The 22346-nt window shown below is 72.3% G+C and carries 26 protein-coding genes; 11 read left to right on the top strand and 15 right to left on the bottom strand.

Features of this window, described 5'->3' with window-relative positions; all coding sequences use genetic code 11:
• Positions 1-249 precede the first annotated feature (249 nt).
• The gene (locus ACZ9QC_RS02920; protein ID WP_472918654.1) at positions 250-915 is read right to left on the bottom strand and encodes an HAD family hydrolase; all 666 of its coding nucleotides are present in this window, start codon (positions 913-915) and stop codon (positions 250-252) included.
• Between the two features lie 122 nt (positions 916-1037).
• Positions 1038-2081 carry a PHP domain-containing protein gene (locus ACZ9QC_RS02915; protein ID WP_472918653.1) on the bottom strand — a complete coding sequence of 348 codons (1044 nt, stop codon included), beginning with the start codon at positions 2079-2081 and terminating at the stop codon, positions 1038-1040.
• A 221-nt stretch (positions 2082-2302) separates the two neighbouring features.
• On the opposite strand from ACZ9QC_RS02915, the gene ACZ9QC_RS02910 reads away from it, so the two are divergent.
• Positions 2303-2539, top strand: a complete 237-nt coding sequence (locus tag ACZ9QC_RS02910; RefSeq protein ID WP_472918652.1) for a hypothetical protein — start codon at positions 2303-2305, stop codon at positions 2537-2539.
• Here ACZ9QC_RS02910 and ACZ9QC_RS02905 read toward each other — a convergent pair.
• Together ACZ9QC_RS02905 and ACZ9QC_RS02900 are read right to left on the bottom strand one after the other, a co-directional pair.
• Entirely contained in the window at positions 2520-3257 is a 738-nt protein-coding gene (locus ACZ9QC_RS02905; RefSeq protein ID WP_472918651.1) for a VanZ family protein, read from the bottom strand. The two genes, ACZ9QC_RS02910 and ACZ9QC_RS02905, sit on opposite strands and share 20 nt — an antisense overlap.
• A gap of 294 nt (positions 3258-3551) precedes the next feature.
• Complete coding sequence (locus ACZ9QC_RS02900; RefSeq protein ID WP_184902648.1) at positions 3552-4208, bottom strand: DUF4230 domain-containing protein; 657 nt, start codon at positions 4206-4208, stop codon at positions 3552-3554.
• Positions 4209-4335: 127 nt separating this feature from the next.
• Here ACZ9QC_RS02900 and ACZ9QC_RS02895 point away from each other — a divergent pair, with 127 nt between their 5' ends.
• On the top strand, positions 4336-5304 hold the full coding sequence (locus tag ACZ9QC_RS02895) for a ribose-phosphate diphosphokinase (RefSeq protein WP_472918650.1): 969 nt from the start codon (positions 4336-4338) through the stop codon (positions 5302-5304).
• Positions 5305-5318: 14 nt separating this feature from the next.
• On the opposite strand, the gene ACZ9QC_RS02890 is transcribed toward ACZ9QC_RS02895, so the two are convergent.
• On the bottom strand, positions 5319-5702 hold the full coding sequence (locus ACZ9QC_RS02890; protein ID WP_472918649.1) for an anti-sigma factor antagonist: 384 nt from the start codon (positions 5700-5702) through the stop codon (positions 5319-5321).
• 155 nt (positions 5703-5857) lie between these two features.
• A complete protein-coding gene (locus ACZ9QC_RS02885) occupies positions 5858-6286 on the bottom strand; it encodes a MarR family winged helix-turn-helix transcriptional regulator (RefSeq protein WP_472918648.1) in 429 nt (142 codons plus the stop codon).
• Positions 6287-6402: 116 nt separating this feature from the next.
• On the opposite strand from ACZ9QC_RS02885, the gene ACZ9QC_RS02880 reads away from it, so the two are divergent.
• Both ACZ9QC_RS02880 and ACZ9QC_RS02875 read left to right on the top strand, forming a co-directional pair.
• Complete coding sequence (locus tag ACZ9QC_RS02880) at positions 6403-7860, top strand: aldehyde dehydrogenase family protein (RefSeq protein WP_472918647.1); 1458 nt, start codon at positions 6403-6405, stop codon at positions 7858-7860.
• A gap of 74 nt (positions 7861-7934) precedes the next feature.
• Positions 7935-9044 carry an NAD(P)-dependent alcohol dehydrogenase gene (locus tag ACZ9QC_RS02875; protein ID WP_472918646.1) on the top strand — a complete coding sequence of 370 codons (1110 nt, stop codon included), beginning with the start codon at positions 7935-7937 and terminating at the stop codon, positions 9042-9044.
• 204 nt (positions 9045-9248) lie between these two features.
• Here the strand turns inward: ACZ9QC_RS02875 and ACZ9QC_RS02870 are convergent, their stop codons facing one another.
• Both ACZ9QC_RS02870 and ACZ9QC_RS02865 read right to left on the bottom strand, forming a co-directional pair.
• A complete protein-coding gene (locus ACZ9QC_RS02870; RefSeq protein WP_316724114.1) occupies positions 9249-9821 on the bottom strand; it encodes a TetR/AcrR family transcriptional regulator in 573 nt (190 codons plus the stop codon).
• Positions 9818-10180, bottom strand: a complete 363-nt coding sequence (locus tag ACZ9QC_RS02865) for a DUF1304 domain-containing protein (protein WP_472918645.1) — start codon at positions 10178-10180, stop codon at positions 9818-9820. The genes ACZ9QC_RS02870 and ACZ9QC_RS02865 overlap by 4 nt, the downstream gene beginning before the upstream one ends.
• A gap of 153 nt (positions 10181-10333) precedes the next feature.
• Here ACZ9QC_RS02865 and ACZ9QC_RS02860 point away from each other — a divergent pair, with 153 nt between their 5' ends.
• A complete protein-coding gene (locus ACZ9QC_RS02860; RefSeq protein WP_472918644.1) occupies positions 10334-10810 on the top strand; it encodes a GNAT family N-acetyltransferase in 477 nt (158 codons plus the stop codon).
• Between the two features lie 73 nt (positions 10811-10883).
• Complete coding sequence (locus ACZ9QC_RS02855) at positions 10884-11276, top strand: VOC family protein (protein ID WP_215453743.1); 393 nt, start codon at positions 10884-10886, stop codon at positions 11274-11276.
• 67 nt (positions 11277-11343) lie between these two features.
• Here the strand turns inward: ACZ9QC_RS02855 and ACZ9QC_RS02850 are convergent, their stop codons facing one another.
• Positions 11344-11640, bottom strand: a complete 297-nt coding sequence (locus ACZ9QC_RS02850; RefSeq protein ID WP_472918643.1) for a DUF4235 domain-containing protein — start codon at positions 11638-11640, stop codon at positions 11344-11346.
• A gap of 49 nt (positions 11641-11689) precedes the next feature.
• Positions 11690-12706 (bottom strand): glutathione S-transferase family protein, encoded by a 1017-nt coding sequence (locus tag ACZ9QC_RS02845; RefSeq protein WP_472918642.1) that lies wholly within the window; start codon positions 12704-12706, stop codon positions 11690-11692.
• Between the two features lie 107 nt (positions 12707-12813).
• Between ACZ9QC_RS02845 and ACZ9QC_RS02840 the strand changes: the two genes are divergently transcribed.
• The gene (locus tag ACZ9QC_RS02840) at positions 12814-13872 is read left to right on the top strand and encodes a cation diffusion facilitator family transporter (RefSeq protein ID WP_472918641.1); all 1059 of its coding nucleotides are present in this window, start codon (positions 12814-12816) and stop codon (positions 13870-13872) included.
• Positions 13873-14029: 157 nt separating this feature from the next.
• Here the strand turns inward: ACZ9QC_RS02840 and ACZ9QC_RS02835 are convergent, their stop codons facing one another.
• Together ACZ9QC_RS02835 and ACZ9QC_RS02830 are read right to left on the bottom strand one after the other, a co-directional pair.
• Positions 14030-14476, bottom strand: a complete 447-nt coding sequence (locus tag ACZ9QC_RS02835; RefSeq protein WP_472918640.1) for a nitroreductase family deazaflavin-dependent oxidoreductase — start codon at positions 14474-14476, stop codon at positions 14030-14032.
• 126 nt (positions 14477-14602) lie between these two features.
• Entirely contained in the window at positions 14603-15223 is a 621-nt protein-coding gene (locus tag ACZ9QC_RS02830) for a LysE family transporter (protein ID WP_472918639.1), read from the bottom strand.
• Positions 15224-15687: 464 nt separating this feature from the next.
• On the opposite strand from ACZ9QC_RS02830, the gene ACZ9QC_RS02825 reads away from it, so the two are divergent.
• A complete protein-coding gene (locus tag ACZ9QC_RS02825; RefSeq protein ID WP_472918638.1) occupies positions 15688-16296 on the top strand; it encodes a flavoprotein in 609 nt (202 codons plus the stop codon).
• Between the two features lie 387 nt (positions 16297-16683).
• Here the strand turns inward: ACZ9QC_RS02825 and ACZ9QC_RS02820 are convergent, their stop codons facing one another.
• Both ACZ9QC_RS02820 and ACZ9QC_RS02815 read right to left on the bottom strand, forming a co-directional pair.
• A complete protein-coding gene (locus tag ACZ9QC_RS02820; RefSeq protein ID WP_472918637.1) occupies positions 16684-17508 on the bottom strand; it encodes an alpha/beta fold hydrolase in 825 nt (274 codons plus the stop codon).
• A gap of 143 nt (positions 17509-17651) precedes the next feature.
• Positions 17652-18164: a hypothetical protein gene (locus ACZ9QC_RS02815; protein ID WP_472918636.1), complete on the bottom strand. Its 513-nt coding sequence runs from the start codon at positions 18162-18164 to the stop codon at positions 17652-17654.
• 124 nt (positions 18165-18288) lie between these two features.
• Here ACZ9QC_RS02815 and ACZ9QC_RS02810 point away from each other — a divergent pair, with 124 nt between their 5' ends.
• The 3 genes from ACZ9QC_RS02810 to ACZ9QC_RS02800 all read left to right on the top strand — a co-directional run bounded on the left by ACZ9QC_RS02810 (position 18289) and on the right by ACZ9QC_RS02800 (position 21516).
• Positions 18289-19449: an ABC transporter substrate-binding protein gene (locus ACZ9QC_RS02810; protein ID WP_472918635.1), complete on the top strand. Its 1161-nt coding sequence runs from the start codon at positions 18289-18291 to the stop codon at positions 19447-19449.
• 199 nt (positions 19450-19648) lie between these two features.
• Positions 19649-20854, top strand: a complete 1206-nt coding sequence (locus ACZ9QC_RS02805; protein WP_472918634.1) for a sensor histidine kinase — start codon at positions 19649-19651, stop codon at positions 20852-20854.
• Entirely contained in the window at positions 20851-21516 is a 666-nt protein-coding gene (locus ACZ9QC_RS02800; RefSeq protein WP_472918633.1) for a response regulator, read from the top strand. The genes ACZ9QC_RS02805 and ACZ9QC_RS02800 overlap by 4 nt, the downstream gene beginning before the upstream one ends.
• A 32-nt stretch (positions 21517-21548) precedes the next feature.
• On the opposite strand, the gene ACZ9QC_RS02795 is transcribed toward ACZ9QC_RS02800, so the two are convergent.
• Positions 21549-22343 carry a phytanoyl-CoA dioxygenase family protein gene (locus ACZ9QC_RS02795; RefSeq protein WP_472918632.1) on the bottom strand — a complete coding sequence of 265 codons (795 nt, stop codon included), beginning with the start codon at positions 22341-22343 and terminating at the stop codon, positions 21549-21551.
• Positions 22344-22346: the final 3 nt, after the last annotated feature.

Genomic DNA, 22346 nt, shown 5'->3' with positions numbered 1-22346 from the left:
ACGGGGGAATCACGGTCGGGGCGGTCTGTGTGTGGGTGCGGATGGCGGTCGCCTCTCGGCGAAAGGCTCCACAGGGCTTCAGCCGAACGATCGTCCCTGTGGGCAAAAGGTGAGGCCCGGGGACACTGTCCCATCCACACCCACGGCTGGTTCAACGGGAAACTACCAGGGGGTGTTCCGTCGGTATCCGGACAATGGCGGTGATCTGTGTCACGTCGCGCCGGGCCGCCCACAGCGGCTGTCACCAGGTCATTCCTCCCGGCCCAGCGGACTCTCCTCCAGGGTGGCCAGCAGATGGGCCGGATTCCGGAACACCGCCTCCGCGCCGGCCGCCTCCAGTTCGGGCCGTGGGATGCCGCCGCAGAGCACGGCCACACAGTGCACCCCGGCCCGGGCACCGGCCCGCATGTCCCAGACGGTGTCCCCGACGAACACCGACCGCTCGGCCTCCGCCCCCGCCAGCTCCAGGGCCAGCTCGACCGGGTCCGGCGCCGGTTTCCCCCGGTCCACGTCGTCGGCGCTCGCCGTCGCCGCGATGGCGTCGTCGGCCCCGATGGCCCGCCGCAGCGCGGTCAGCTCGGCCCCGCCCGCCGAGGTCGCCAGCACCACGCTCCAGCCCTGCCCGTCGAGCCGCCGCAGCAGCCGCCCCGCGTCCGGCAGGGCGGGCAGCCGCTCGAAGTACGTCCCGTACAACGCCTTGTGCGCCGCGCTCAGCGCGTCCTTCTCCGCCGGATCCCGCTCCTCACCCAGCAGATGCGTGACGAGGTCCCCGGACGGCAGCCCCACCGCCCGATGGATGTCATGCATGGCCACCTCGTGCCCACCCTGCCGAAACGCCTCCCACCAGGAGACGACATGCAGATGATTGGTGTCGACGAGGGTCCCGTCGACGTCGAACACAGCAGCCTTTCCCATGGCTCACCTTTCTGGGAGACGATCACATCCGCGCCCCGGGAAGGGGCGCGGAGAACTGCGCGACCAGCCACGATCCACCCGTACCCACCCGTACCCGCCGACGCGCCGAACCCCCTGAGCTCCTAGGCACTCGGCACCCCCTCCGGCACCTTCCGGTCCCGAGCCCACCCGAGCACCTCCTCCACCCCCCACGTCGTCACCACCCGCTCGGCCGGCACCGCGCACTCCTCGGCCCGGGCACACCCGTGCACCTGCCACGTCAACTGCCCCGGTGCGTGTGCGTCCGTGTCTATGGAGAACAGCACCCCCGCCTCCACGGCCCGCCGCAGCAGCCGCCGCGGCGGATCCAGCCGCTCCGGCCGGGAGTTGATCTCCACCGCCGTCCCGGTCTCCGCGCACGCCGCGAACACCGCGTCCGCGTCGAACTCCGACTCCGGTCGGCCCCGCCCGGTGACCAGCCGCCCCGTGCAGTGCCCGAGCACGTCGGAGTGCGGATCACGCACCGCGGCGACCATGCGCCGGGTCATCGCCCGCGCGTCCATCCGCAGCTTGGAGTGGACGGACACCACCACCACGTCCAGCCGGTCCAGCAGCTCCGGCTCCTGGTCCAGCGAGCCGTCGTCGAGGATGTCGCACTCGATACCGGTGAGCAGCCGGAACGGCGCCCAGGTCTCGTTCAGCGCGGCCACCACGTCGAGCTGCTCCCGCAACCGCTCCGGGGACAGGCCGCGGGCCACGGTCAGCCTGGGGGAGTGGTCGGTGAGCACCGTCCACTCGTGGCCGAGGCGCGCGGCGGTCCGGCCCATCTCCTCGATCGGGCTGCCGCCGTCCGACCAGTCGGAGTGCACGTGGCAGTCGCCCCTGATCAGCTTCCTGAGCTCCGCGCCCGTGTCACCCTCCGTGAGCGGAGCCTCGGCCCCCTGCTCCAGTTTCCGCAGGTAGCCCGGTACCTCCCCGGCCAGCGCCTCACACGCCACCTGCGCGGTCTTCGGCCCGACCCCCTTCAGCGACTCCAGCGAACCCGCGGCCGCCCGCTCGGCGACCTCGTCGGCCGGCAACGCGCCGAGCACGGCGGCGGCCGTACGGAACGCCCGTACGCGGTAGGTGGGGGCCCGGTCCCGCTCCAGCAGGAAAGCGATCCGGTCCAGGGCCTCGACGGGATCCATGGCACCTCCAGCCTCCCGCTTCCAGCGTCACCCAGGCCCCGGGTACCCGCACGACGGCCGTACGATCACGGGCGCCGTCGGACCGGCGGGGCTGACCCCTCCCGGCCTCATCCGGTCACCGGCCGGACCGACCCGTCCCGGCCTCGTCCGCTCACCCCGTCGGGCCTGCCCGTCCCGTCCTCACCCGGTCAACCGCCGCCGGACCGCTCTACCCTCGAAACATGACCGAAAGCGCGAGCCCCTACATTTCCCATCCCCGGGTCCTGGTGCTCGGGGTGCAGCCCGGTACGCCGCCGTTCCGGATCGTGGAGATCGACGGTCAGGTGGTCGGCGAGGCGAGGCGGTTGACGGACGTCCTCCGGACGGCCGCCGCGTACGGGGTCGTCGTGCACGACCTCGACGATCCCGACCAGGTCCGCTGGGTGGGCGGCGACAAGCTCACCTGGACCCTGCGCTAGCCCGCCCGGACGCCGGACCGGCCTCCTTGCGCCGGCCCACCCGCAGACGCCGGCCCCAGGCGCCGCGCGGCGCCTTCGGCTGGGTCGACGCCTTTCCCCGAGCGGCTCCCTTGCCCTGGGCCGTTCCCTTGCCGCGAGCCGCCCCCGTCCCCCGAGCCGGTGTCCCGCCCCGGGCCGGTGCCTGCTTCGGCTCCCGCGGCGCCCGGGCGTGGACGGCCCGCCCGAGACGCCGCCCCAGCAGCAGATAGCCGAGCAGCGCGCCCGTCGTGTTGAGGATGACGTCGTCGATGTCGAACGCCCGCCCGGTGACCAGCGCGCCCTGCACCAGCTCGACCAGCAGCATCATCAGCGCGGTCAGGGCGGGCACCCGCAGCAGACCGCGCGCGCCGGGCGCCAGCACCGGCAGCAGGATCCCGAACGGCAGGCCCAGCAGGATGTTCCCGCCGACCTGCTTGAGCGCGTCGCGCGGGTCGGGGTGGTGCCAGTACAGCTCCAGCGAGGCGCCGGGGCGGAGGTTGCTGTGGGTGAGCGCCTCCGACGCCGGGGACGGCTGGAGGGTGAGCCCGGCCAGAACCGCGCCGAACGCCACCATCGCCAGGAACGCCAGGGTCATCACCAGCAGCCGCAGGGGCAGCGGGAGCGGTCGTGGACCGCCTTCGGCCGCCGGGGAACGGCGGCCGGAGACGGTGGAACGGGAACGTGACGTGGTGCCGGCCATGCGACCCTCCCGATTTCAACTTCCTTCTGTACCAAGGCGGTTACCCCCGATGTGGACGCGGATGCCCACCCGTGCGCCATATGCGGGAAGCCGCCGACCGGGCCCCGCCAGGGTTTCGGCCCGCCCCTCGCGGGCACCCGGACCGCGAGTGGCAGGGACCCGCTCCCGTTCGAGGGACGCCGCCAGGCGCCCGGGAGCGGAGGGGCGTGGGAAGGCGCACGGACACGCAGGCCGCGGACGGGCCGGCGTACCGCGCGCCCTCCCCGCAGCCGGGGAGGGCACCGGAGCCCGGCGTCACGACCCGTACGTCACCTTCACCTCCTCGAAGCCGAGCGACTTCAGCAGTCCTTCGAGCATGTCGGTGGTGTTGGCCTCGGCCCGCTCCGTGAGCTTGCTCTCCTTCGCGGCGTCCCCGATGTGCTTGACGGCGAGGCGCTGTACCGCCTGTTCGCCGTTGGGGTTGTCCGAGAACAGGTCGCCGAGGCGGTCGAGCAGGCCGCGCTCCTTGGAGACGGCGTAGGAGTGCTCGGTGTCGAGGGCGGGTTTGCCGAGCTGTGCGTGCGGGAGGTCGATGGTGGCCGAGGTGCGGTCCTCGTTCATCTTCACGTCGTTCTCGCCGACCTTGCCGAGGTCGACATAGGCGTCCACGGTGCCCGCGCCCACGTACAGCGTGCGGGTGCCGCGGATCGCGTCCGGCAGGTACTTGGCGTCCTTCTCCAGGTCGACGACCACCTGGAAGTTGCCTGAGGCGGCGTCGTAACGGCTCATGTCCTGGATGGACTTCAGGAGCGTCGGCCCCGAGCGGTCGTGCTCCTCGGTGCCGAACACGTCGTCCAGCCCTCCGAAGACCAGCATCCGCAGCGCGGCCAGCAGCACCACGATGAGGATGACCACGGCGGCGAGCAGCTTGGCCCAGCCGGGCACACGCGTGCGTTTGATGGACGTCGTCATGTCGACGGCCCTCCTTCCTCTTTCAACGAATGCCCTCAAAGACCGTGGGGGAACGCCCGGTTGGTGTTTGTTCCCTTAGCATGAGCCGCGCAGCCCGTAATGATCATGTTCATGCGAGGAGCCGACCGTGCGTGACATCGCCGTCTTCACCGGCAGCGCCCACCCCGAACTCGCGGGGGAGGTCTGCGCGCATCTCGGGGTGCCGCTGAGTCCGTCCCGGGTGAGCCGGTTCGCCAACGACTGTCTGGAGGTGCAGCTCCAGGCCAACTGCCGGGAGAAGGACGTCTTCCTGGTCCAGCCGCTGGTCACGCCGGTGCAGGAGCACCTCGTCGAGCTGCTGCTGATGTGCGACGCGGCGCGCGGGGCCTCGGCCGGCCGGATCACCGTGGTCATGCCGCACTACTCGTACGCCCGCTCGGACAAGAAGGACGCGCCGCGGATCTCCATCGGCGGCCGGCTGGTCGCCGATCTGATGGTGTCGGCGGGCGCCGGCCGGGTGCTCGCCATGACGCTGCACTCGCCGCAGGTGCACGGCTTCTTCTCGGTGCCGGTCGATCATCTGCACGCGCTGCGCGAACTGGCCGCGCACTTCCGGCGCTACGACCTGACGCGTACGACGGTGGTCTCCCCGGACCTGGGCAACGCCAAGGAGGCGGCGGCGTTCGCGCGGATGATCGGCGCGCGGGTCGCGGCGGGTGCCAAACAGCGGTTCGCCGACGACCGGGTGAGCATCAGCTCGGTGATCGGCGAGGTCGCCGGACGGGATGTGATCGTCCTGGACGACGAGATCGCCAAGGGCAGTACCGTCCTGGAACTCCTGGAGCGGCTACGGGAGTTGGGGCCGCGCTCGATCCGGGTGGCCTGCACCCACGGGCTGTTCGCGGCGGGCGCTCTGAAGCGGCTGAGCGAGCAGCCCGACGTGCTGGAGATCGTCTGCACCAACACCGTGCCGGTCCCCGTGGAGGAGCGCACCGACAAGCTGAAGGTGCTCTCCATCGCCCCCGCGCTCGCGGAGGCCGTCCGCCGCATCCACAACGGCGAGTCCGTCAGCGCCCTGTTCGACGCGCCCGCGGGCGACGCGGGAGGCGAGGGCTGACGCCCGGAGCGGGGTCATAACGTGCCGGACGTGGCCTCGGGCTGCCCCAGGGCCGCGTCCAGGGACGAGGCGGGCGGCAGCAGCCGGGCCAGGCCGGTGACCTTGAGGACGCGCAGGGTGAGCGGATGGGTGCAGACCAGGCGCAGTTCGCCGTCGCGGTCGAGCACCCGCTGCCGCGCCCGGTAGAGCAGCCGTAGCCCGGAGCAGTCGAAGAACTCGACGTGCCGGAGGTCGATCACGATCCGGGCGCCGGGGCGGCCGGTCTCCGCGTCGAGATGCGGAATGATCTCCACGGCCGCCGCGATGTCGATCTCACCGTGCAGTTCGAGCACGCTGTGGCCGCGGTCCGTGCGGACGCGCAGGTACCCGGTCGCGGGCGGTGGGGGGTCGCTCGACACGACGGCATCGCCTCCTACCGGACTCTGTGAGGGTGCGAGGGCAAAACCCTTCCCCGCCCTGCAAGTTACCCTCGTCAGAGTGAATTTCAGCATGTTCGATTGACATATGTCTGCGATTTCTTCGGCAAGCCGTCCGGAGTTTTGCGCAGTGCCCCCTACGACAGCGCGTGCCACGCCTTGGACAGCGCCTGCCGGAGCTGGTCGGCCTGGTGCGCGGTGAGGTCGCTGATCATGCGTTCCTCCAGGGCGCGCACGGGCCCGGCGAAGCGGGCGAGCAGCTCGCGCCCCTCGTCGGTCAGCAGGATGAGCAGCTCGCGCCGGTTGCGCGGATTGCGCTCCCGGCGCACGAGCCCCCGGTTCTCCAGGCTGCGGACGAGATCCGCGACGGACTGGGCCGTCACGAACGAGTCGCGGGCGAGCTGGGCGGCCGAGAGCCCGTCGTGGCGCTGGAGGACCGTGAGCGAGGTGTACTGCAGTGCCGTGATCCCGGCCGGCTTCACCAGCTCGTCCAGGTGGGAGCGGACAACGAGCTCGACCTGCTTGACCATGTAGAGGAGTGAAGGGGGTCCCTTGGTGCCGACCATGCGGTCAGCGTAAAGCATTGACAGGAATCCTGGGCGTGATGAAACTGCGAACCAACAGGATTCCTGTTGGTTGAAGATTTAGCGATCAAGGCTGGACCAAAGCTGAGGAGTGGGCAATGACGACCACCTTCGAGAGCGAGCCCGGGCGGCTGTTCATCGGTGGGCAGTGGGTCGAGGCGAGTGACGGGGCACGGACCGACGTGATCGACCCGTCCACGGGCCAGGTGGTCACGACCGTCGCGGAGGCGGGCGCCGCCGACGTGGACGCCGCGGTGCGCGCCGCCCGCGAGACCTTCGACGGCGGCGGCTGGTCCGGGCTGAGCGGCCGCGAGCGCGGCCGGATCCTGAACCGCGTCGCCCAGCTCATCAGGGAGAACGCCGACGAGATCGCGGCGATCGAGAGCCGCGACGTCGGCAAGCCCATCACGCTGGCCCACGCCGTCGACGTGACGAACGCGGCCAACGACTACGAGTACTACGCCTCCCTCGCCTGGACCCTGGACGGCTCCGCCCGTGACGTCCCGAACAACCGCCTCGCCTACACGAGGCGCGGCCCGATCGGTGTGGTCGGCGCCATCACCCCCTTCAACTTCCCGCTGATCCTGGCCGGTTCGAAGATCGCCCCCGCGCTCGCGGCCGGCAACACGGTCGTCCACAAGCCAGCCGAGGAGACCCCGCTCAGCGCCCTCTACATGGCGGGCCTCCTCAAGCAGGCCGGCGTCCCCGACGGCGTCTACAACGTCGTCACGGGTACGGGCCCGGTCGCGGGCGAGGCGCTGCTGCGCAACCCCGGCGTCGACAAGATCGCCTTCACCGGCTCCACCGCCACCGGCCGGTACGCGGCGAGCGTCGCCGGCGAGGGGCTGAAGCAGGTCACCATGGAGCTGGGCGGCAACGCGGCGCACGTCGTCTTCGAGGACGCCGACATCGAGAAGGCCATCGGCGCCATCATCAAGGGCTTCGTCTTCAACACCGGCCAGTTCTGCATGGGCGGCCCCCGGCTGCTGGTCGCCCGTCCCGTCTACGAGACCGTCCTCGGCATCCTCGCCGAGGCGGTGCCCGGCGTGCCCCTCGGCGACCCCCGGCAGCCGGAGACCGTCATCGGCCCGATGGCGGGCGAGCGGCACCTGAAGAAGGTCGAGGAGTACGTCGAGCTGGCCCGCAAGGAGGGCGGCCGCATCGTGTGCGGCGGCGAGCGCCTGGACCTCGACGGCGGCTACTACTACAAGCCGACCGTCATCGCCGACCTCGCCAACGACTCCCGGGTCGTCCAGGAGGAGATCTTCGGGCCGGTCCTCACCGTCCAGCCCTTCGACTCCGAGGACGAGGCCGTCGAACTGGCCAACTCCACGCCGTACGGCCTGGCCTCCGGCATCCAGACCACGAACCTCACCCGCGCCCACCGGGTGGCCGACCGCCTCCAGGCGGGCATCGTCTGGGTCAACGACTGGCCGATGCTCGACCCCGCCGTGCCCTTCGGCGGCGTGAAGGCCTCCGGTTTCGGCCGTGAGTACGGCCCCGAGGCCCTGGAGTCCTACACCAAGGTCAAGTCCGTCGTCGTCTCGCTCGACTGAGCACCTTCCCCGGGATCCCCGGTGAGCCGCGGGAACGGTCCGGTGGCTCACCGACGAACAAGGAGTTCATGAGCATGTCCACCACCACACGTGCGGCCGTGGTCGAGTCCGGGGGCGCGCCCTTCACCCTCTCCGAGGTCGTCCTCGACCAGCCGGCACCGGGCGAGGTCCTGGTCCGGATGGTCGCGGCCGGGCTGTGCCACACCGACCTGGGGGTCGCCAGCGGCGGGCTGCCCTTCCCGCTGCCCGGCGTGCTGGGCCACGAGGGCGCCGGTGTCGTCGAGGCCGTCGGCCCGGGCGTCACCGCCGTCGCCCCGGGCGACCACGTCGTCCTGTCCTTCACCTCGTGCGGCGGCTGCCAGAACTGCCGCGACGGTCACCCGGCGTACTGCGCCACCTGGCTCCCGCTGAACCTGCTCGGCGGTCGGCGAGCCGACGGCACCAGCACCATCAGCCGTGACGGCCAGGACCTCGGCGGCCACTTCTTCGGCCAGTCCTCCTTCGCCGAGCGCGCCCTGGTCGACGAGCGCGGCCTCGTCAAGGTCGACCCGGACGTCCCGCTGGACTCCATCGCCCCGCTCGGCTGCGGCGTCCAGACCGGCGTCGGCGCCGTCTGGAACGTGCTGGAGCCCCGCCCGGGCAGCACCGTCGTCGTCCTCGGCGCCGGAGCCGTGGGCCTGTCCGCCGTGATGGCGGCGAACCTGACCCCGGCGACCACGGTCGTCGCCGTGGACAAGGTGAGCGAGCGTCTGGAACTGGCGAAGGAGCTGGGCGCCACCCACACGGTGAACGCCGGAGAGGTCGCCGACATCACCGAAGCGATCATGGAGATCACCGGCGGCCGGGGCGCCGACGGCGTCGTGGAGACCACCGGCAGCGTCGCCGTGCTCCGCAAGGGCGTCGACGCCCTCGCCGCGCGCGGCACCCTGGTCATCGTGGGCGCCCCGCCGTTCGGCACGGAGGTCTCCCTCGACGTCAACGGCATGCTCGGCGGCAAGCGGGTCGTCGGCCTCACCCTCGGCGACAACGAGATCCAGACCGCCATCCCGGTCCTCGTCCAGCTCGTCAAGGAGGGCAAGCTGCCGCTCGACCGGCTGATCACCCGGTACGAGTTCGAGGACATCGGCCGGGCGGTCGCCGACATGAGCGGCGGCCGGAGCATCAAGCCCGTACTGACCTTCTGACCCGCGGGCCCGCCGGGCGTCCCGACGCCCGCGAGCTCGCCCCCGCCTCCGACGGCCCAGAAGCCATCTCCCGCCGGGGCACGTTCTCCCCGCGTGCCCTCGGCCCTGTGGGTGACCTGCACACCAGGTCACCCACAGGGCTGTCCAGGGGCACGAGGCGTCCGGCGCCGAGCGGGACCGAGGGCGGCGTACGCCTGGCGGCGGTCAGCGGCTGCGGTGCAGCGCGACCAGCAGCTGCCACGCCTGGTCGGCGATCTCCCGCGGGGTGCCGTCCAGCAGGCCGTGCAGCCAGTCCGCGAGGACCCCCGCGAAGGTGGCCGCCACGGCGGAGGCCACCAGCGGCGCGTCAGCGGCCCCCGCGAGCTCGCGTTCGCGCAGGCTGTAGGCGCGCAGGTCCCGGTGCAGCACCCGGCCGAGCGGTCCGCCGCCGCCGGGCGCGAGCAGCGCGCGGTACAGCGCGGCGTGCGGGGCGAGACCGGCGAAGAACTCGGGCAGGGCGTCCGGTGCCCGCACCGGGTCGGGGCGCCCGCGCCAGGCGTGCAGCGCCTCCACGGCCTCCCGTACGACATCGGCGCAGGCGTCGACCGCCAGCGCCTCCAGGTCCGGGTAGTGCACGTAGAACGTGGCCCGGCCGACCCCCGCCCGGCGGACCAGCGCCGCCACGCTGACCTCGTGCAGGGGGTGCCGGGCGCACTCGTCGAGGAGGGCCTCCCGCAGCCTGGCCCGGGTGCGGGAGGCCCGGGGGTCCTCCGTGCCCCGGGGCTCCTCGGGGGTCATCCGGCGGCGAGGACGGCGCCCAGGGCCAGGGCGCCGGGCAGTGCCTGGGCGACGAGGATGCGGCGGTTGGCGGTGGCGGCGCCGTACACGCCCGCGACGATCACACAGGACAGGAAGAAGATCTGCGCCCGGAAGCCGGTCGGGTCGTCGGCGATCAGGCCCCAGACCAGACCGGCGGCGAGGAAGCCGTTGTAGAGGCCCTGGTTGGCGGCGAGGGAGGCCGTCCGCCGGGCCATCTCGGCGTCCATCCCGTGGAAGGACATCCCCGGCTTCTTCTGCCACAGGAACATCTCCATCACCAGGATGTACGCGTGCAGCAGGGCCACCAGCGCGACCAGCACGTTCGCCAGGATCTCCATGGTCAACAGACTCCGTCGTTCACTCGATGTTTCCCAAATTTCATGGACAGGTGTCCACTATAGCTGGACGACTGTCCAGGAAGTCCAGTCGGCGAGGCGTCGGCGTCGACCGGTGCCGACGGATTGTCAGAGCCGACCGTTAGGTTCCGGTCCATGAGTGCGCAAGAGGTGATCGTGCGGCCTGCCCGCGCCGAGGACGTACCGGGGATCGTCGTCTCCAGCTCCCTGCTGTTCGCCGAGGACGGCGGGGAGCGGGACCCCGGCCTGAACGTGGACTGGCCGCGCCTGCACGGCGCCGAGGCCTTCACGGCCGCCCTGAAGGACCCCACCAGGCTGCTGCTGGCCGCCGTGCGCGACGGCGAGGTCGTCGGTCATCTGTCGGGATCGATGTCCGGCCCCACCACCATGCGGCCGGTCGCATCGGCGACCCTCATGGCGCTGTACGTCCGGCCCGAGCACCGGCGTTCCCGGGTCGGGGCCCGCATGGTCGACACCTTCCTGGCGTGGGCGCGGGAGCGGGGAGCGGTGCACGCGGAGGTGACCGCCTCCGCTGCCAACGCCGACGCCATCCGGTTCTACGAGCGCGAGGAGTTCCGTCCCCAGGCGCTCACCCTGCGGCTGAACCTGTAGCCGGCGGGTACCCGGGGAGCGTATGGGCGGCGGCGGACCGTCCCCCGCGCCCGGGATCCCGTACGGAGGAGACATGGCACTGGTACAGGCGGGCCTCGTGGTGCTGGACTGCGCCGAGCCGGAGAAGCTCGCGGTGTTCTACAAGGCACTGCTGGACGCGCGGGAGACGGACGCGACCGCCAACCGCGTCGAGATCGAGGGCGCCTGCGGTGCCCGGATGGCGTTCCGCCGCGACGTCAACGCCACCCCGCCCAGCTGGCCCCGCCCCGAGAACTCCCTCCAGGCCCATCTCGACTTCTACGTCGAGGACCTGGACGAGGCCGAGCGGCTGATCGTCTCCCTGGGCGGGCGCCCGGTCGACACCAAGGAGGCGAGCGGCCCCTTCGAGGAGCGCGGCTACTCCGACCCCGCAGGCCACTCCTTCACACTGCGCCGCGAACACCCCACGGCGCCCAAGCAGGGCTAGGCAGGGTCAAGGGCCCGGAAGGAGCTCGGGTGGCCCGCGCGCGGGCCACCCGAGCTCCTTGGGAACGTCAGTCCCGGCCCCCCTTCTGGTCGGCCGGCCACACCCCGGTGGACCGCTCGATGGCCTTGGCGCCCGTGCGGTCCACCGCGCTGCGCACGACCGCGAAGATCGCACCCTGGACGGCCGCCGCCAGCAGGATCTCGCCCCAGCCCCGGTCCCGGTCGAGGGCGTCGGGCGCGTCGTCCTCGTGCCGGATCAGCTTCCAGGTCTTGCGGAACGCGGCCGAGGCCACCGCACCGCTCACCCAGCCCAGCGCGAAGCCGAGCGGCTTGTAGACGACAGGCAGCTTCTTCTTCTTGGACATCTGGTCCTCCTCCTTCGCGTGCGGATGGTCATGCGGCGACGCCGTCCGGTCAGGGACGACCCCGCGGGGCCACGACCTCGGCGGCGGGCACCGGCCCCGGCGGCGTGCCGTCGCCGAACGGGCTGCCGCCCAGGTCCTCCCGCCCGTGGGGGGCGAGCCAGCCCGCGAGATCGGGCCCCAGCGGCACCACGGCGGTCGGGTTGATGCCCGTGTGCACCTGGTAGTAGTGCCGCTTGATGTGGTCGAAGTCGACGGTGTCCCCGAACCCGGGGGTCTGGAAGAGGTCACGGGCGTAGGCCCACAGCACCGGGTCCTCCGCCAGCTTCCAGCGGTTGCACTTGAAGTGACCGTGGTAGACGGGGTCGAAACGCACCAGCGTGGTGAAGAGCCGGATGTCCGCCTCCGTGATCGTCCCGCCGACGAGATAACGCTGCCCCGCCAGCCGCTCCGACAGTGCCTCCAGCCGCCGGAACACCCCGGCGCAGGCCTCCTCGTACTCCTCCTGCCCGGTGGCGAAGCCCGCCCGGTACACGCCGTTGTTGACGTCCTCGTAGACCTCGGCCATCACCGTGTCGATCTCCTCGCGCAGGGCCTCGGGGTACAGGTCGGGCGCGCCCTCGCGGTGCAGATCCGTCCACTCGGTGGCGAGGTCGAGGGTGATCCGCTGGTAGTCGTTGGTGACCAGTTCGCCGCTCGGTACGTCCACGACCGCGGGGACGCTGACCCCGCCCGGGTAGTCGCTCTCCCGGGCGTCGTACGCCTCCTTCAGGAAGCGGATGCCCAGCACCGGATCGCGGCCGCCGGGGTCCAGCGTGAACCGCCAGCTCCGGTCGTCCTGGATCGGGTCCACGACGGCCATCGACAGGGCGTCCTCCAGACCCAGCAGCCGCCGGGAGATCACCGCCCTGCTCGCCCACGGGCAGGCACGGCTGACCACCAGCCGGTAGCGGCCCGCCTCCACCGGCCAGCCGTCGCGGCCGTCGGCGGTGATCCGGTCCGCGAAGTGGCTCCTGGACCTCTTGAACGCCTTCCGCCCGTACGCCTCGTTGCCCTCACCGACACTCATGCCGTCCGTCCTCCCGGCCATGTCCGGATACGTCTGCCCTGAGAGGAGTTCCCCGATTTCCACGACCCCCACGGTGTGAGCGCGACCGGTCGGGGCAAGCGGCGAAAGTGACCCGGACACCACAAGACACCGAGACGAAGGACGAGCGGGGCGGGGCGGTTCTCGAAGGACCGGGGACCCGGGAACAGAGCGGGACCCGAGAACAGAGCGGGACACGGGCGGACCGCAGGACCAGGATCACGGTCCTCGTCGCCCTCGGCGCCAACCTCCTGATCGCCGTGGCCAAGACCGTCGGCGGACTCCTCGCCGGCTCGCCCGCCCTGCTGTCGGAGGCCGCGCACTCGGTCGCCGACAGCCTGAACGAGGTCTTCCTCCTCGCCGCGCTGCGCCGCAGCCGCCGCCCCGCCGACGCCCGGCACCCCTTCGGCTACGGCAAGGAGCGCTTCTTCTGGTCCCTGCTGGCCGCCGTCGGCATCTTCGTGATGGGCGGCTGCTTCTCCTTCTACCAGGCGATCCACGCCCTGACGGCCGAGAGCACGGACTCCTACGGCGGCTACGTCGCCGGAATCGCCGTGCTCTTCGTGGCCCTCCTCTCCGAGGGCGCCTCACTGCTGCGGGCCCTGCACCAGGTACGGCGGGAGGGCGGCGTCGACGGAGTGCGGGACCCGGCACTGCGCACGGTGGTCGCCGAGGACGGCACGGCGGTCCTCGGGGTGACCCTCGCGATCGCCGGCATGGCCCTGCACATGGTGACCGGCGAGGTGATCTGGGAGGCGTCCGCCTCCTTCGCGATCGGGGCCCTGCTCGTGTACGTCGCCTACTGGCTCGGCCGGGACGCCCGCGAACAGCTCATCGGGGTCGCCGCCGATCCCGAGCCCAGCCGGAAGATCCGCTCCCTGCTGGAGGCACAGCCCGAGATCGACACCGTCGAGGCCCTGCTCACCATGCAACTCGGCCTGGAATCGACCTTGGTAGCCGCTCGTGTCGACCTCGTCCCCGGCCTGGACAGCGAGGAGGTCGAGCTGGTCGCCGTCCGCATCAAACGCTCCATCGCCCATGTCGTCCCCGAGGCCGACCAGATCTTCCTCGACGTGACGGAGAAGACGGGGCCGGGGGAGCGGGCAGGAGAAAACCCCGCCGCGACGGGGGAACGCGGCGGGGCCTGAGACTCGGGTGCCCGGCCCTTCGGGGAACATGCGCGACGGGGCGAAGTTTCTTGTTCGTCGGGTGCGGGTCGGTGGGGGCTGGTCGCGCAGTTCCCCGCGCCCCTGAAAAAGCGGGGCTGCACCCGACTACGTGCCCCTCACCGCCGACCGGGAACGGTCACCCCTCCACCGGCTCCAGCACGAACACGGGAATCTCCCGGTCCGTCTTCTTCTGGTAGTCCTCGTACGGTGGATACGCCGCGACCGCCCGGTCCCACCACTCGGCCTTCTCGTCCCCGGTGACCTCACGCGCGGTCAGGTCCCGCCGGTCGGGCCCGTCCTGGAGTTCCACGAGCGGGTCGGACTTGATGTTGTGGTACCAGACGGGGTGCTTGGGCGCTCCGCCCTGCGAGGCCACGACCGCGTACCGCCCCTCGTGCTCCACCCGCATCAGCGGGGTCTTGCGGATCTTCCCGCTCTTCGCGCCGCGCGTCGTGAGCACGATGACCGGCAGCCCGGTGTCCAGCAGCGTCGTCCCCTGCGTGCCGCCCGAGCTCTCGTACAACTCGACCTGCTCGCGCACCCACTGGGTGGGGCTGGGCACGTACTCGCCCTCAAGAGGCATGGCAACCGTCCCTTGCTGTCGCGTACAGACTCTTCCCCGCATTCAACACCGGCCCCTCGCGGAATCATCCTCATCGGGCCACGCCCGCAAGGGACTTGCGCGAGCGCGGCCGGCCACGGGCGACGGCTACGGCATCAGCACCGCCAGTCCCGCGATCACAGCACTCGACACGAGGCCGGTGACCAGCCGCCCCCGGTGTCCGGTCAGCGCCCGGCCCAGCAGGGCGCCGCCGCCGGCGAGCAGCAGCTGCCAGCTCGCCGAGGCGAGGAACGCGGCGAGCACGAACACCGCCTGTTCCAGGGCGTTCACGGCCTCGGTGGCGCGGCTGCCGAGCACCAGCGCGGCGAAGTACACCACGGTCGTGGGGTTCAGCAGGGTGATCCCCAGGAGGGCGACGTAGGCGCGCGCGGGCCCGACCGGGTCCCGCTGGGCGCGGGTGGGCAGGCGCCGGGCGCGGTACTGGCGGACCGCCCCGATCGCGCCGCGTGCCGCCAGCGCGAGGAGCACCAGGGCGGAGGCCCAGCGCAGCGGTGTCAGCACGGGTTGCAGGGCGTTCGCGAGGGCCGTGCCGCCGAGGGCGGCGAGCAGGGCGTACAGTCCGTCGGCCGTCGCGACGCCGAGCGCGGCGCACGCTCCGGTCCGCAGGGACGTACGGGCGGTGAGGGAGACGAGATAGGTCGCGACCGCTCCGACCGGGATGGCGATGCCATAGCCGGCGAGGAGCCCCGCGACGAGCGCGGCCGTCACGACCGGGGCGGTGTCGGCTCCCACGGTCGGCCCGGCTGCTGCTGCCCCCGCACCGGCGAGGCGGTGGCGAGGAACGGCGTCAGGGAGGCGTGATGGGTGAACATGCGCAGATCCTGGGGCCCGGCGCTCCGCCCCCGCAAGCGAATTAGGACCATGACGGGCCCGGGCTCGCTCATCCAGGCCGTGCGGTTCGGCCGGACCCTTGCGGACGTCGTCGGCGGAGCCGCCCATGGGCGCGGGCAGCAGGAGGACGCCGACCCGGGCGTGCGGCGAGCGGTCCCCGCCAGGTCCGCGTACGCCGTCCAGTGTCGGTACTCAGCCCGCCGAACCGGCTCTCGGAGCCGCCGGGGCCACCGTCCTCGCCCTACGCCCTACGGGACGGACCGCTCCGGCCGATCGCCGGGACGTCGAACGTTCGTCGAGAGAGCGCCCGGCGGGTGAGGCGGGTTCAGTAGAGTCGACAGGTGACTGCGACTGCGAACACTGCCGGAGACCGGTCGGGACGAGGCGGGCCCGGCCGCGGCGAAAGGCCCTTCCTCTACGTCGTCGTCTGCGCGGCCGGTGTCGCCGCCGGGGTCAGCAAACTCGTCACCGCCGCCCAGGAGCGCGACTGGGAGGTCGGGGTCATCGCGACGCCCGTCGCCATGGGCGGTTTCTTCGACACGGCCGCCGTCGAGGCGCAGACCGGGCGCCCGATCCGTTCCGCCTGGCGACGACCGGGCGACGCCCGCCCCTTCCCGCCGCCGGACGCCGTGGTGGTCGCGCCCGCCACCTTCAACACCGTCAACAAGTGGGCCGCCGGACTGGCCGACACCCTCGCGGTCGGCACCCTGTGCGAGGCATGCGGCCTGGGCGTCCCGATCGCCGTGCTGCCCTGCGTCGCCGACGCCCTCGCCGCCCACCCCGCGTACCGCGCGAGCCTGGAACGGCTGCGCGGCATGGGTGTCAGGTTCGGCGACCCGTACGCCGGTGAGTCCGAGGGGGAGGACGGCGGGCGTGCCGAGTTCCGGTGGGAACGGGCGCTGGACCTGCTGGAGGCGGACGACGAGGGAGAGGCGGCGGTCATCGTGTAGCGGAGCGGGCCGGACGGGGCAGCCGACGCCGCCGAGGTGCAGCAGGGCGGTGCCCACGGTCAGACGGCGGCCCACCTCCCGTACGCCGTCGAAGAGGACCGTGTCGCCGGAGATCCACAGCACGCCGTGGCGCTGCCCCGGCCGGCAGAGGGCGAAGCCGGTCACCTCGCCCACGACCGGACGGGACAGCGGCGGACCGTGCCGGGCGGGGGTGGCGGTCACCTCGACGGGTGTAGTGGGCGATCCAGTGCTCCCAGCTCCGGGGCGTCACCCAGAACCGTGGATCAGGACGATCGTGTCGGGACTGCTCATCGTTCTCTTCCAGGAACTGAGGCGAACTGAGGCAAGGTGAGGCGAGGTGAACAGGGTGCTCGGGAGTTCGGGCCTTCAGGAGTTGAGGAACTCCAGCAGATCCGCGCCGAGTTGGTCCTTGTGCGTGTCCGTGATGCCGTGCGGCGCCCCGGCATAGACCTTCAGCGTCGCGTTCTTGATCCGGGCCGCCGACGCCTTGCCGCCCACCTCGAAGGGCACGACCTGGTCGTCGTCGCCGTGGATGACGAGCGCGGGCACGTCGACGGCGTCCAGATCGGCGCGGAAGTCGGTGGCGGAGAAGGCCGCGACACATTCGTAGGCGTTGCGGTGTCCGGACTGCAGGCCCTGGAGCCAGAACCCGTCCCGCACACCCTGCGACACGTCGGCCCCGGGCCGGTTGTTCCCGAAGAACGGACCGTCGGCGAGGTCCCGGTAGAGCTGTGACCGGTCGGCGAGCGACCCGGCGCGGATCGCGTCGAACACCTCGACGGGCACTCCGCCGGGGTTGTCGTCGGTCCTGAGCATGAACGGCGGTACGGCGGAGACCAGCACCAGCTGCGCGACGCGGCCCGTGCCGTGCCGCCCCACGTAGCGGGTCACCTCGCCGCCGCCGGTGGAGAACCCGACGAGGGTGACGTCCCGCAGGTCGAGAGTGTCGATCAGGGTGGCGAGGTCGTCGGCGTAGGTGTTCATCTCGTTGCCGTGCCAGGTCTGGGTGGACCGGCCGTGCCCGCGCCGGTCGTGCGCGACGACGCGGAAACCGTGCCTGGCCAGGAAGAGCTGCTGGGCCTCCCAGCTGTCGGAGTTCAGGGGCCAGCCGTGGCTGAGCACGACCGGGCGGCCCTGGCCCCAGTCCTTGTAGAAGATCTGGGCTCCGTCGGCTGCGGTGACGTACGGCATGGGGTGCTCCCGTCTGCGGGCGTGTCCGACCCGTGCATCCTCCGGCGGGGCGGCGCGGCGCCGAATCCTGTGGAACGCGTAGTCGTCACCCGGTGGACCGGGTGGACCGGGTGGACCGGGTGGACCGCCACCCGTGACCGACGCTAAGCCGAGCCCCTCCACCTCGCCACAGCTGACCGCCGCCTCAGAGGTCCGGGACGCGCGCCAGCGGTGTCCAGCTCCAGCAGGGAGCCGGTGTCACGGGCGACGTCCGTGGCCCGGCGCAGGACCGCGCGCTGGGTCTCCTCGTCCCAGAGCATCATCGTCAGGGTGACGGTGGGCAGGTACGCGCGGAGCACGTCGTCGTGCGAGGTCCGAGGGTCGCGCGGCATCTCGTGGGCCCGCAGCATCTCGTGGGCCCGCCGCATATGGGGCACGGCCCGCTCGTAGCCGTCGGTGACGAGGACGGCGAAGGCGCGCAGTACCAGCTCGACGCCGGCCGCGGGCGTCGAGCGCGGCAGCAGGTCGTCGACGGCCCGCGCGATGTCGGCGAGGGCCCGCGCGGCACGCAGGCACAGCGCGGGCGCCGCCGCGAACGCGCCCATGTCACCGAGGAAGATCATCGCGGCGAGAGCGGTACGGGGCGAGCGGGGCGTGACGCGTGGGGCTCCGTTCAACCGAACGGTTGAACGGGTCGGCGGCTTACGGCCGACGCGCGGCGGACCCCACCGATCACAGACTTACGGTGCCGCGGCGGCGGCACCGTCCCACCGACCCAGTCCGGAAAGGACCTTCCCCCACATGGCCAGCAGCTTCAGCAGGCGACGCATCCTCACCACCGGCGCGGGCGCCGCGCTCGGCGGCCTCGTCGTGACCGGCACCGCCCAGGCCGCCGGCGCGCAGGCCGCCACCGCGTCGGCGTCCGGCTCCCGTACGGTCGCGGGCTCCGAGGAGACCCGCTCCCTCGACGAGCTGTACCGCGACGCGCTCGCCGAGGGCGGCAGGCTCGTCATCTACGCGGGCGGCGACACCGCCACCCAGCAGGACTTCACGGTCCAGGCGTTCCGCGCCCGCTTCCCCGACATCGACCTGACGATGGTCGTGGACTACAGCAAGTACCACGACGTCCGCGTGGACAACCAGCTCGCCACCGGCACCCTGGTCCCCGACGTCGTCCAGCTGCAGACGCTGCAGGACTTCACCCGCTGGAAGAGCCAGGGCAAGCTGCTGCCCTACAAGCCCGCCGGTTTCTCCAAGCTGTACAAGGACTTCCGCGACCCGCAGGGTGCCTGGACGGCCGTCCAGGTCATCGCCTTCAGCTACATGTACGGCGTCGACGCGGTCGCCGGGAACGCGCCCACATCCCCCGAGGAACTGGTCGACCCGCGCTGGAAGAACGCCATCGCCTCGTCCTACCCGCACGACGACGACGCCGTGCTCTACCTCTTCTCCCTCTACCAGGAGGCCTACGGCTGGGACTGGATCGCGCGGTTCGCCGCGCAGCAGCCGCAGTTCAACCGTGGTTCGCACACCCCGGGCGTGGCCGTGAACAGCGGGCGCAAGGCCATCGGCGTGGGCGGGTCGGGCTCGCTGACCGCGCCCTCCACGGCCCCGACCCGGTTCGCGGTGGCCGACGGGCACCCCTTCATGGCCTGGGGCCAGCGCGCCGCGATCCTCCGGAAGGCGGCGAACCCCACCGCCGCGAAGCTGTACCTCAACTGGGCGCTGTCCACCGAACGTCAGCAGGGTTCCTTCAACGGCTGGTCCGTCCGCACGGACATCACGCCCGCCGGCGGACTGAAGCCGGTCTGGCAGTACCGCGACGCGCACCTCGACGGCTTCCCCCGGTTCATGGAGGACCGCGCCCAGGTCGAGCGCTGGAAGCAGACCTTCGCCCTCTACTTCGGCGAGGTCCAGGGCGCCCCCACCCCGGGCTTCCTCGGCCTGCACCCCGGCCGCTGACGGCACCCGGACCGCCGGGCACGGCGGACGACGGAGCGCCGCGCAACCGGCGCGGCGTCCGCCTGCCCGCCACCCAACCGGCATGGCGGGCAGCCGGGTTCACTCCTCTTTACCTCGGACACACGTGTCACCCCTCTACACTCGGCTGGCCCCGCCAGCCCCGTGCCCGTCCGGACCGTCGCAGAGGGAATCGCCCGCCGTGCCCGCCATCGCCGCCCCCGCCTTCGTACGCCGAGGTCCGCTGTCGCCGAGGCGGCTGCCGGACCTGCTGTTCCTCACCGTCGTCATCGGCGGTGTGGTCAGCCTCGTCGAGCTGAACTCCGCGCTCTGCTGGGAACTGGTCCCCCTCATCATGGTGTTGGCGGCCGGGTACGTGGCCGGGCTCGCCCTCTGGGACCGGCTGGGGCGCCGGGGCCGGCCGATCTGGCTCGGCGCGCTGCTGACGCTGTGGTGCTGGATCTCCTGGGCGATGCCCCCGCAGGTCGCGACCGCCTACACCTGGCTGGCACTGCCGCTGGCGATCCTCGCCCTGCGCGTGTTCACGGGCCGTACGGCGGTCGCGACCTGCGTCGGGATCACCGTGCTGCTCGTCCTGCTGATCGTCCACGCCTCCGGGACCCTGCACCCCGAATTGGTCGTCCCGCCGGCCGTGGCGCTCTGGGTCACGGCCGCCCTCTACCGCGCCCAGCAGCGGCTTCTCGGCGAACTGCGGCGCACCCGGGCCGAGTTGGCGCGCCAGCAACGCGAGGCCGGCTGTCTCGCCGAGCGCGCCCGGATCGCCCGCGACCTGCACGACACGCTCGCCCAGGAACTCGCCGGCAGCCGGATGCTCCTCCAGGCCGCCGACCGCGACTGGGACCGCCGCCCCGACCTCGCCAGGACCCAGGTCCGTACGGTCGTGGACGCGCTCGGCGCCAACCTCGCCGAGACCCGCACCATCATCAGCGACCTCACCCCGCCCGCCCTGGAGCACGGCGACCTCGCCACCGCCCTGCGCACCCTCTGCGCCCGTGACACCGCCGCGCCCTCACGGGTGCTGTTCCGCACCGAGGGCGAACCGGGGGACCTGCCCCGTGACCGGGCCGCGGCCCTGCTCCGCGTCGCCCAGGGTCTGCTGGCCAACGCCTGCGAACACGCCCGCGCCCAGCACGTCTGGGTCACCCTCGACCACCGCGACGACAGGGCCGTCACCGTCGAGGTACGGGACGACGGCGTGGGCTTCGACGCGGCCGTGGCCTCGGCCGGGCCGGGCGACCGCGGTCTCGGCCTGACGGCCGGCCGCGAGCGGCTGGGCGCCCTCGGCGGCTCGCTCACCGTCCGCAGCGCACCGGGCCGCGGCACCCTGGCCCGCGCCAGCCTCCCTGTGGACACCCTCGCCCTGGCGGGCCCGGCGGGCAGCCGGTGACCGGCCCGAGCGACAGCCCGCTGCGCGTCCTGATCGTCGACGACCACGTGGTCGTACGTGCCGGACTGCGCGCCCTGCTCAGCGGCGAACCCGGCTTCGACGTGGTCGGTGAGACCGGCGACGGCGAGGAGGGTGTCCGCCTCACCGAGCGACTGCGCCCGGACGTGGTGCTGATGGACCTCCGGCTGACCGACGATACGGCCCCCGGCACCCGGGTCGACGGCCTCGACGCCACCCGGCGGATCGCCGCAGGGACCCCCGGCAGCCGCGTCGTCGTCCTGACCAGCTCCGGGACACGGGGCGATGTCGTGCGGGCGATGGAGGCGGGCGCCCGCGGCTACGTCCTCAAGGCCGGACCGCCCGAGGAACTGTTCCGTGCCGTGCGCGCCGCCGCGTCCGGCGGCACGGGGCTGGCCCCGGAGGCCGCCGCGCACCTGGCCGGGCACCTGGCCGACCCGGGGCCGGCCTTGAGCGACCGGGAGATCGAGGTCGTCCGGCTGCTCGCGCTCGGTCACAGCAACCGCTCCATCGCCGCCCGCCTCTTCCTCACCGAGGCCACCGTCAAGACCCATCTGGTCCGCGTCTACCGCAAGCTCGGCACCGAGAACCGGGCGAGCACGGTCTCCGAGGCGGTCCGGCGCGGACTGCTCGAACTGCGCTAGGGCCGCAACAGGCCCTGGACCCCGGGCCCCGGTCAGTGGGCTCCCACCGGTTCGAACTCCGTGCCGCACGGGCCCGCTCCCTCGCTCTCCGCGAGGGCCACGGGGGCGCCGCTCATCGTCAGCGTCTCGTAGTACCGGCCGATGCGTTCGGCGGAGCGGCCCACGTAGTGGCCGATGAAGGAACGGCGGAAGCGGTCGGTGGTGCGGTTGGGCTGGGAGCCGTGGACCAGGCTGCCGTTGAAGAAGAGGACGTCACCCGGGGACATGTCGACGGGCACGGGGGTCAGACCGGGCGGCGGGGCGACGTACTCGCGGGCGAAGGACACCTCCGCGTCCGCCACCTCCGGACAGAACAGATCCATGCGGTGCGTCCCCGGCACGACCTCCAGACCACCGTTGTCCCGGTCGATCACGTCGCAGGCGATCCACGCCGCCACACAGGTCCCCGGTTCGACCCGCAGATAGAAGTTGTCCTGGTGCAGCGCCTGCCCCCGGGCCCCCGGCGGCTTGAAGTAGAACATGCTCTGCGCGGCCAGCACCTCCTCGCCGAGCAGCCCCTCCAGGATCTCCCGCAGCCGGGTGTCGAGGAGAACCCGCAGCGACATGTCGTCGATGCGGTGCGGGTGCATCACCCGGGGGTAGACATGCAGGGGGTCCGCCGGCCCGTCCGTCGGGACCGGGCACGGCTGGAAGTGACCCGGGATCGGACCGCCGGCCCGCAGCGCCGCGAACCTGTCGCACAACTGCTCGATCTCGGTGGGCGAGAACAGCCCCCGCACCACCACATAGCCGTTCTCCTCGAACTCCGTGTTGTCCGTGACTGTCATCCG

It is taken from the genome of Streptomyces sp. HUAS MS02, from assembly GCF_055702265.1.
The sequence above is the reverse complement of the archived record's forward strand: the minus strand, read 5'-3'. Positions and strand labels throughout refer to the sequence as shown.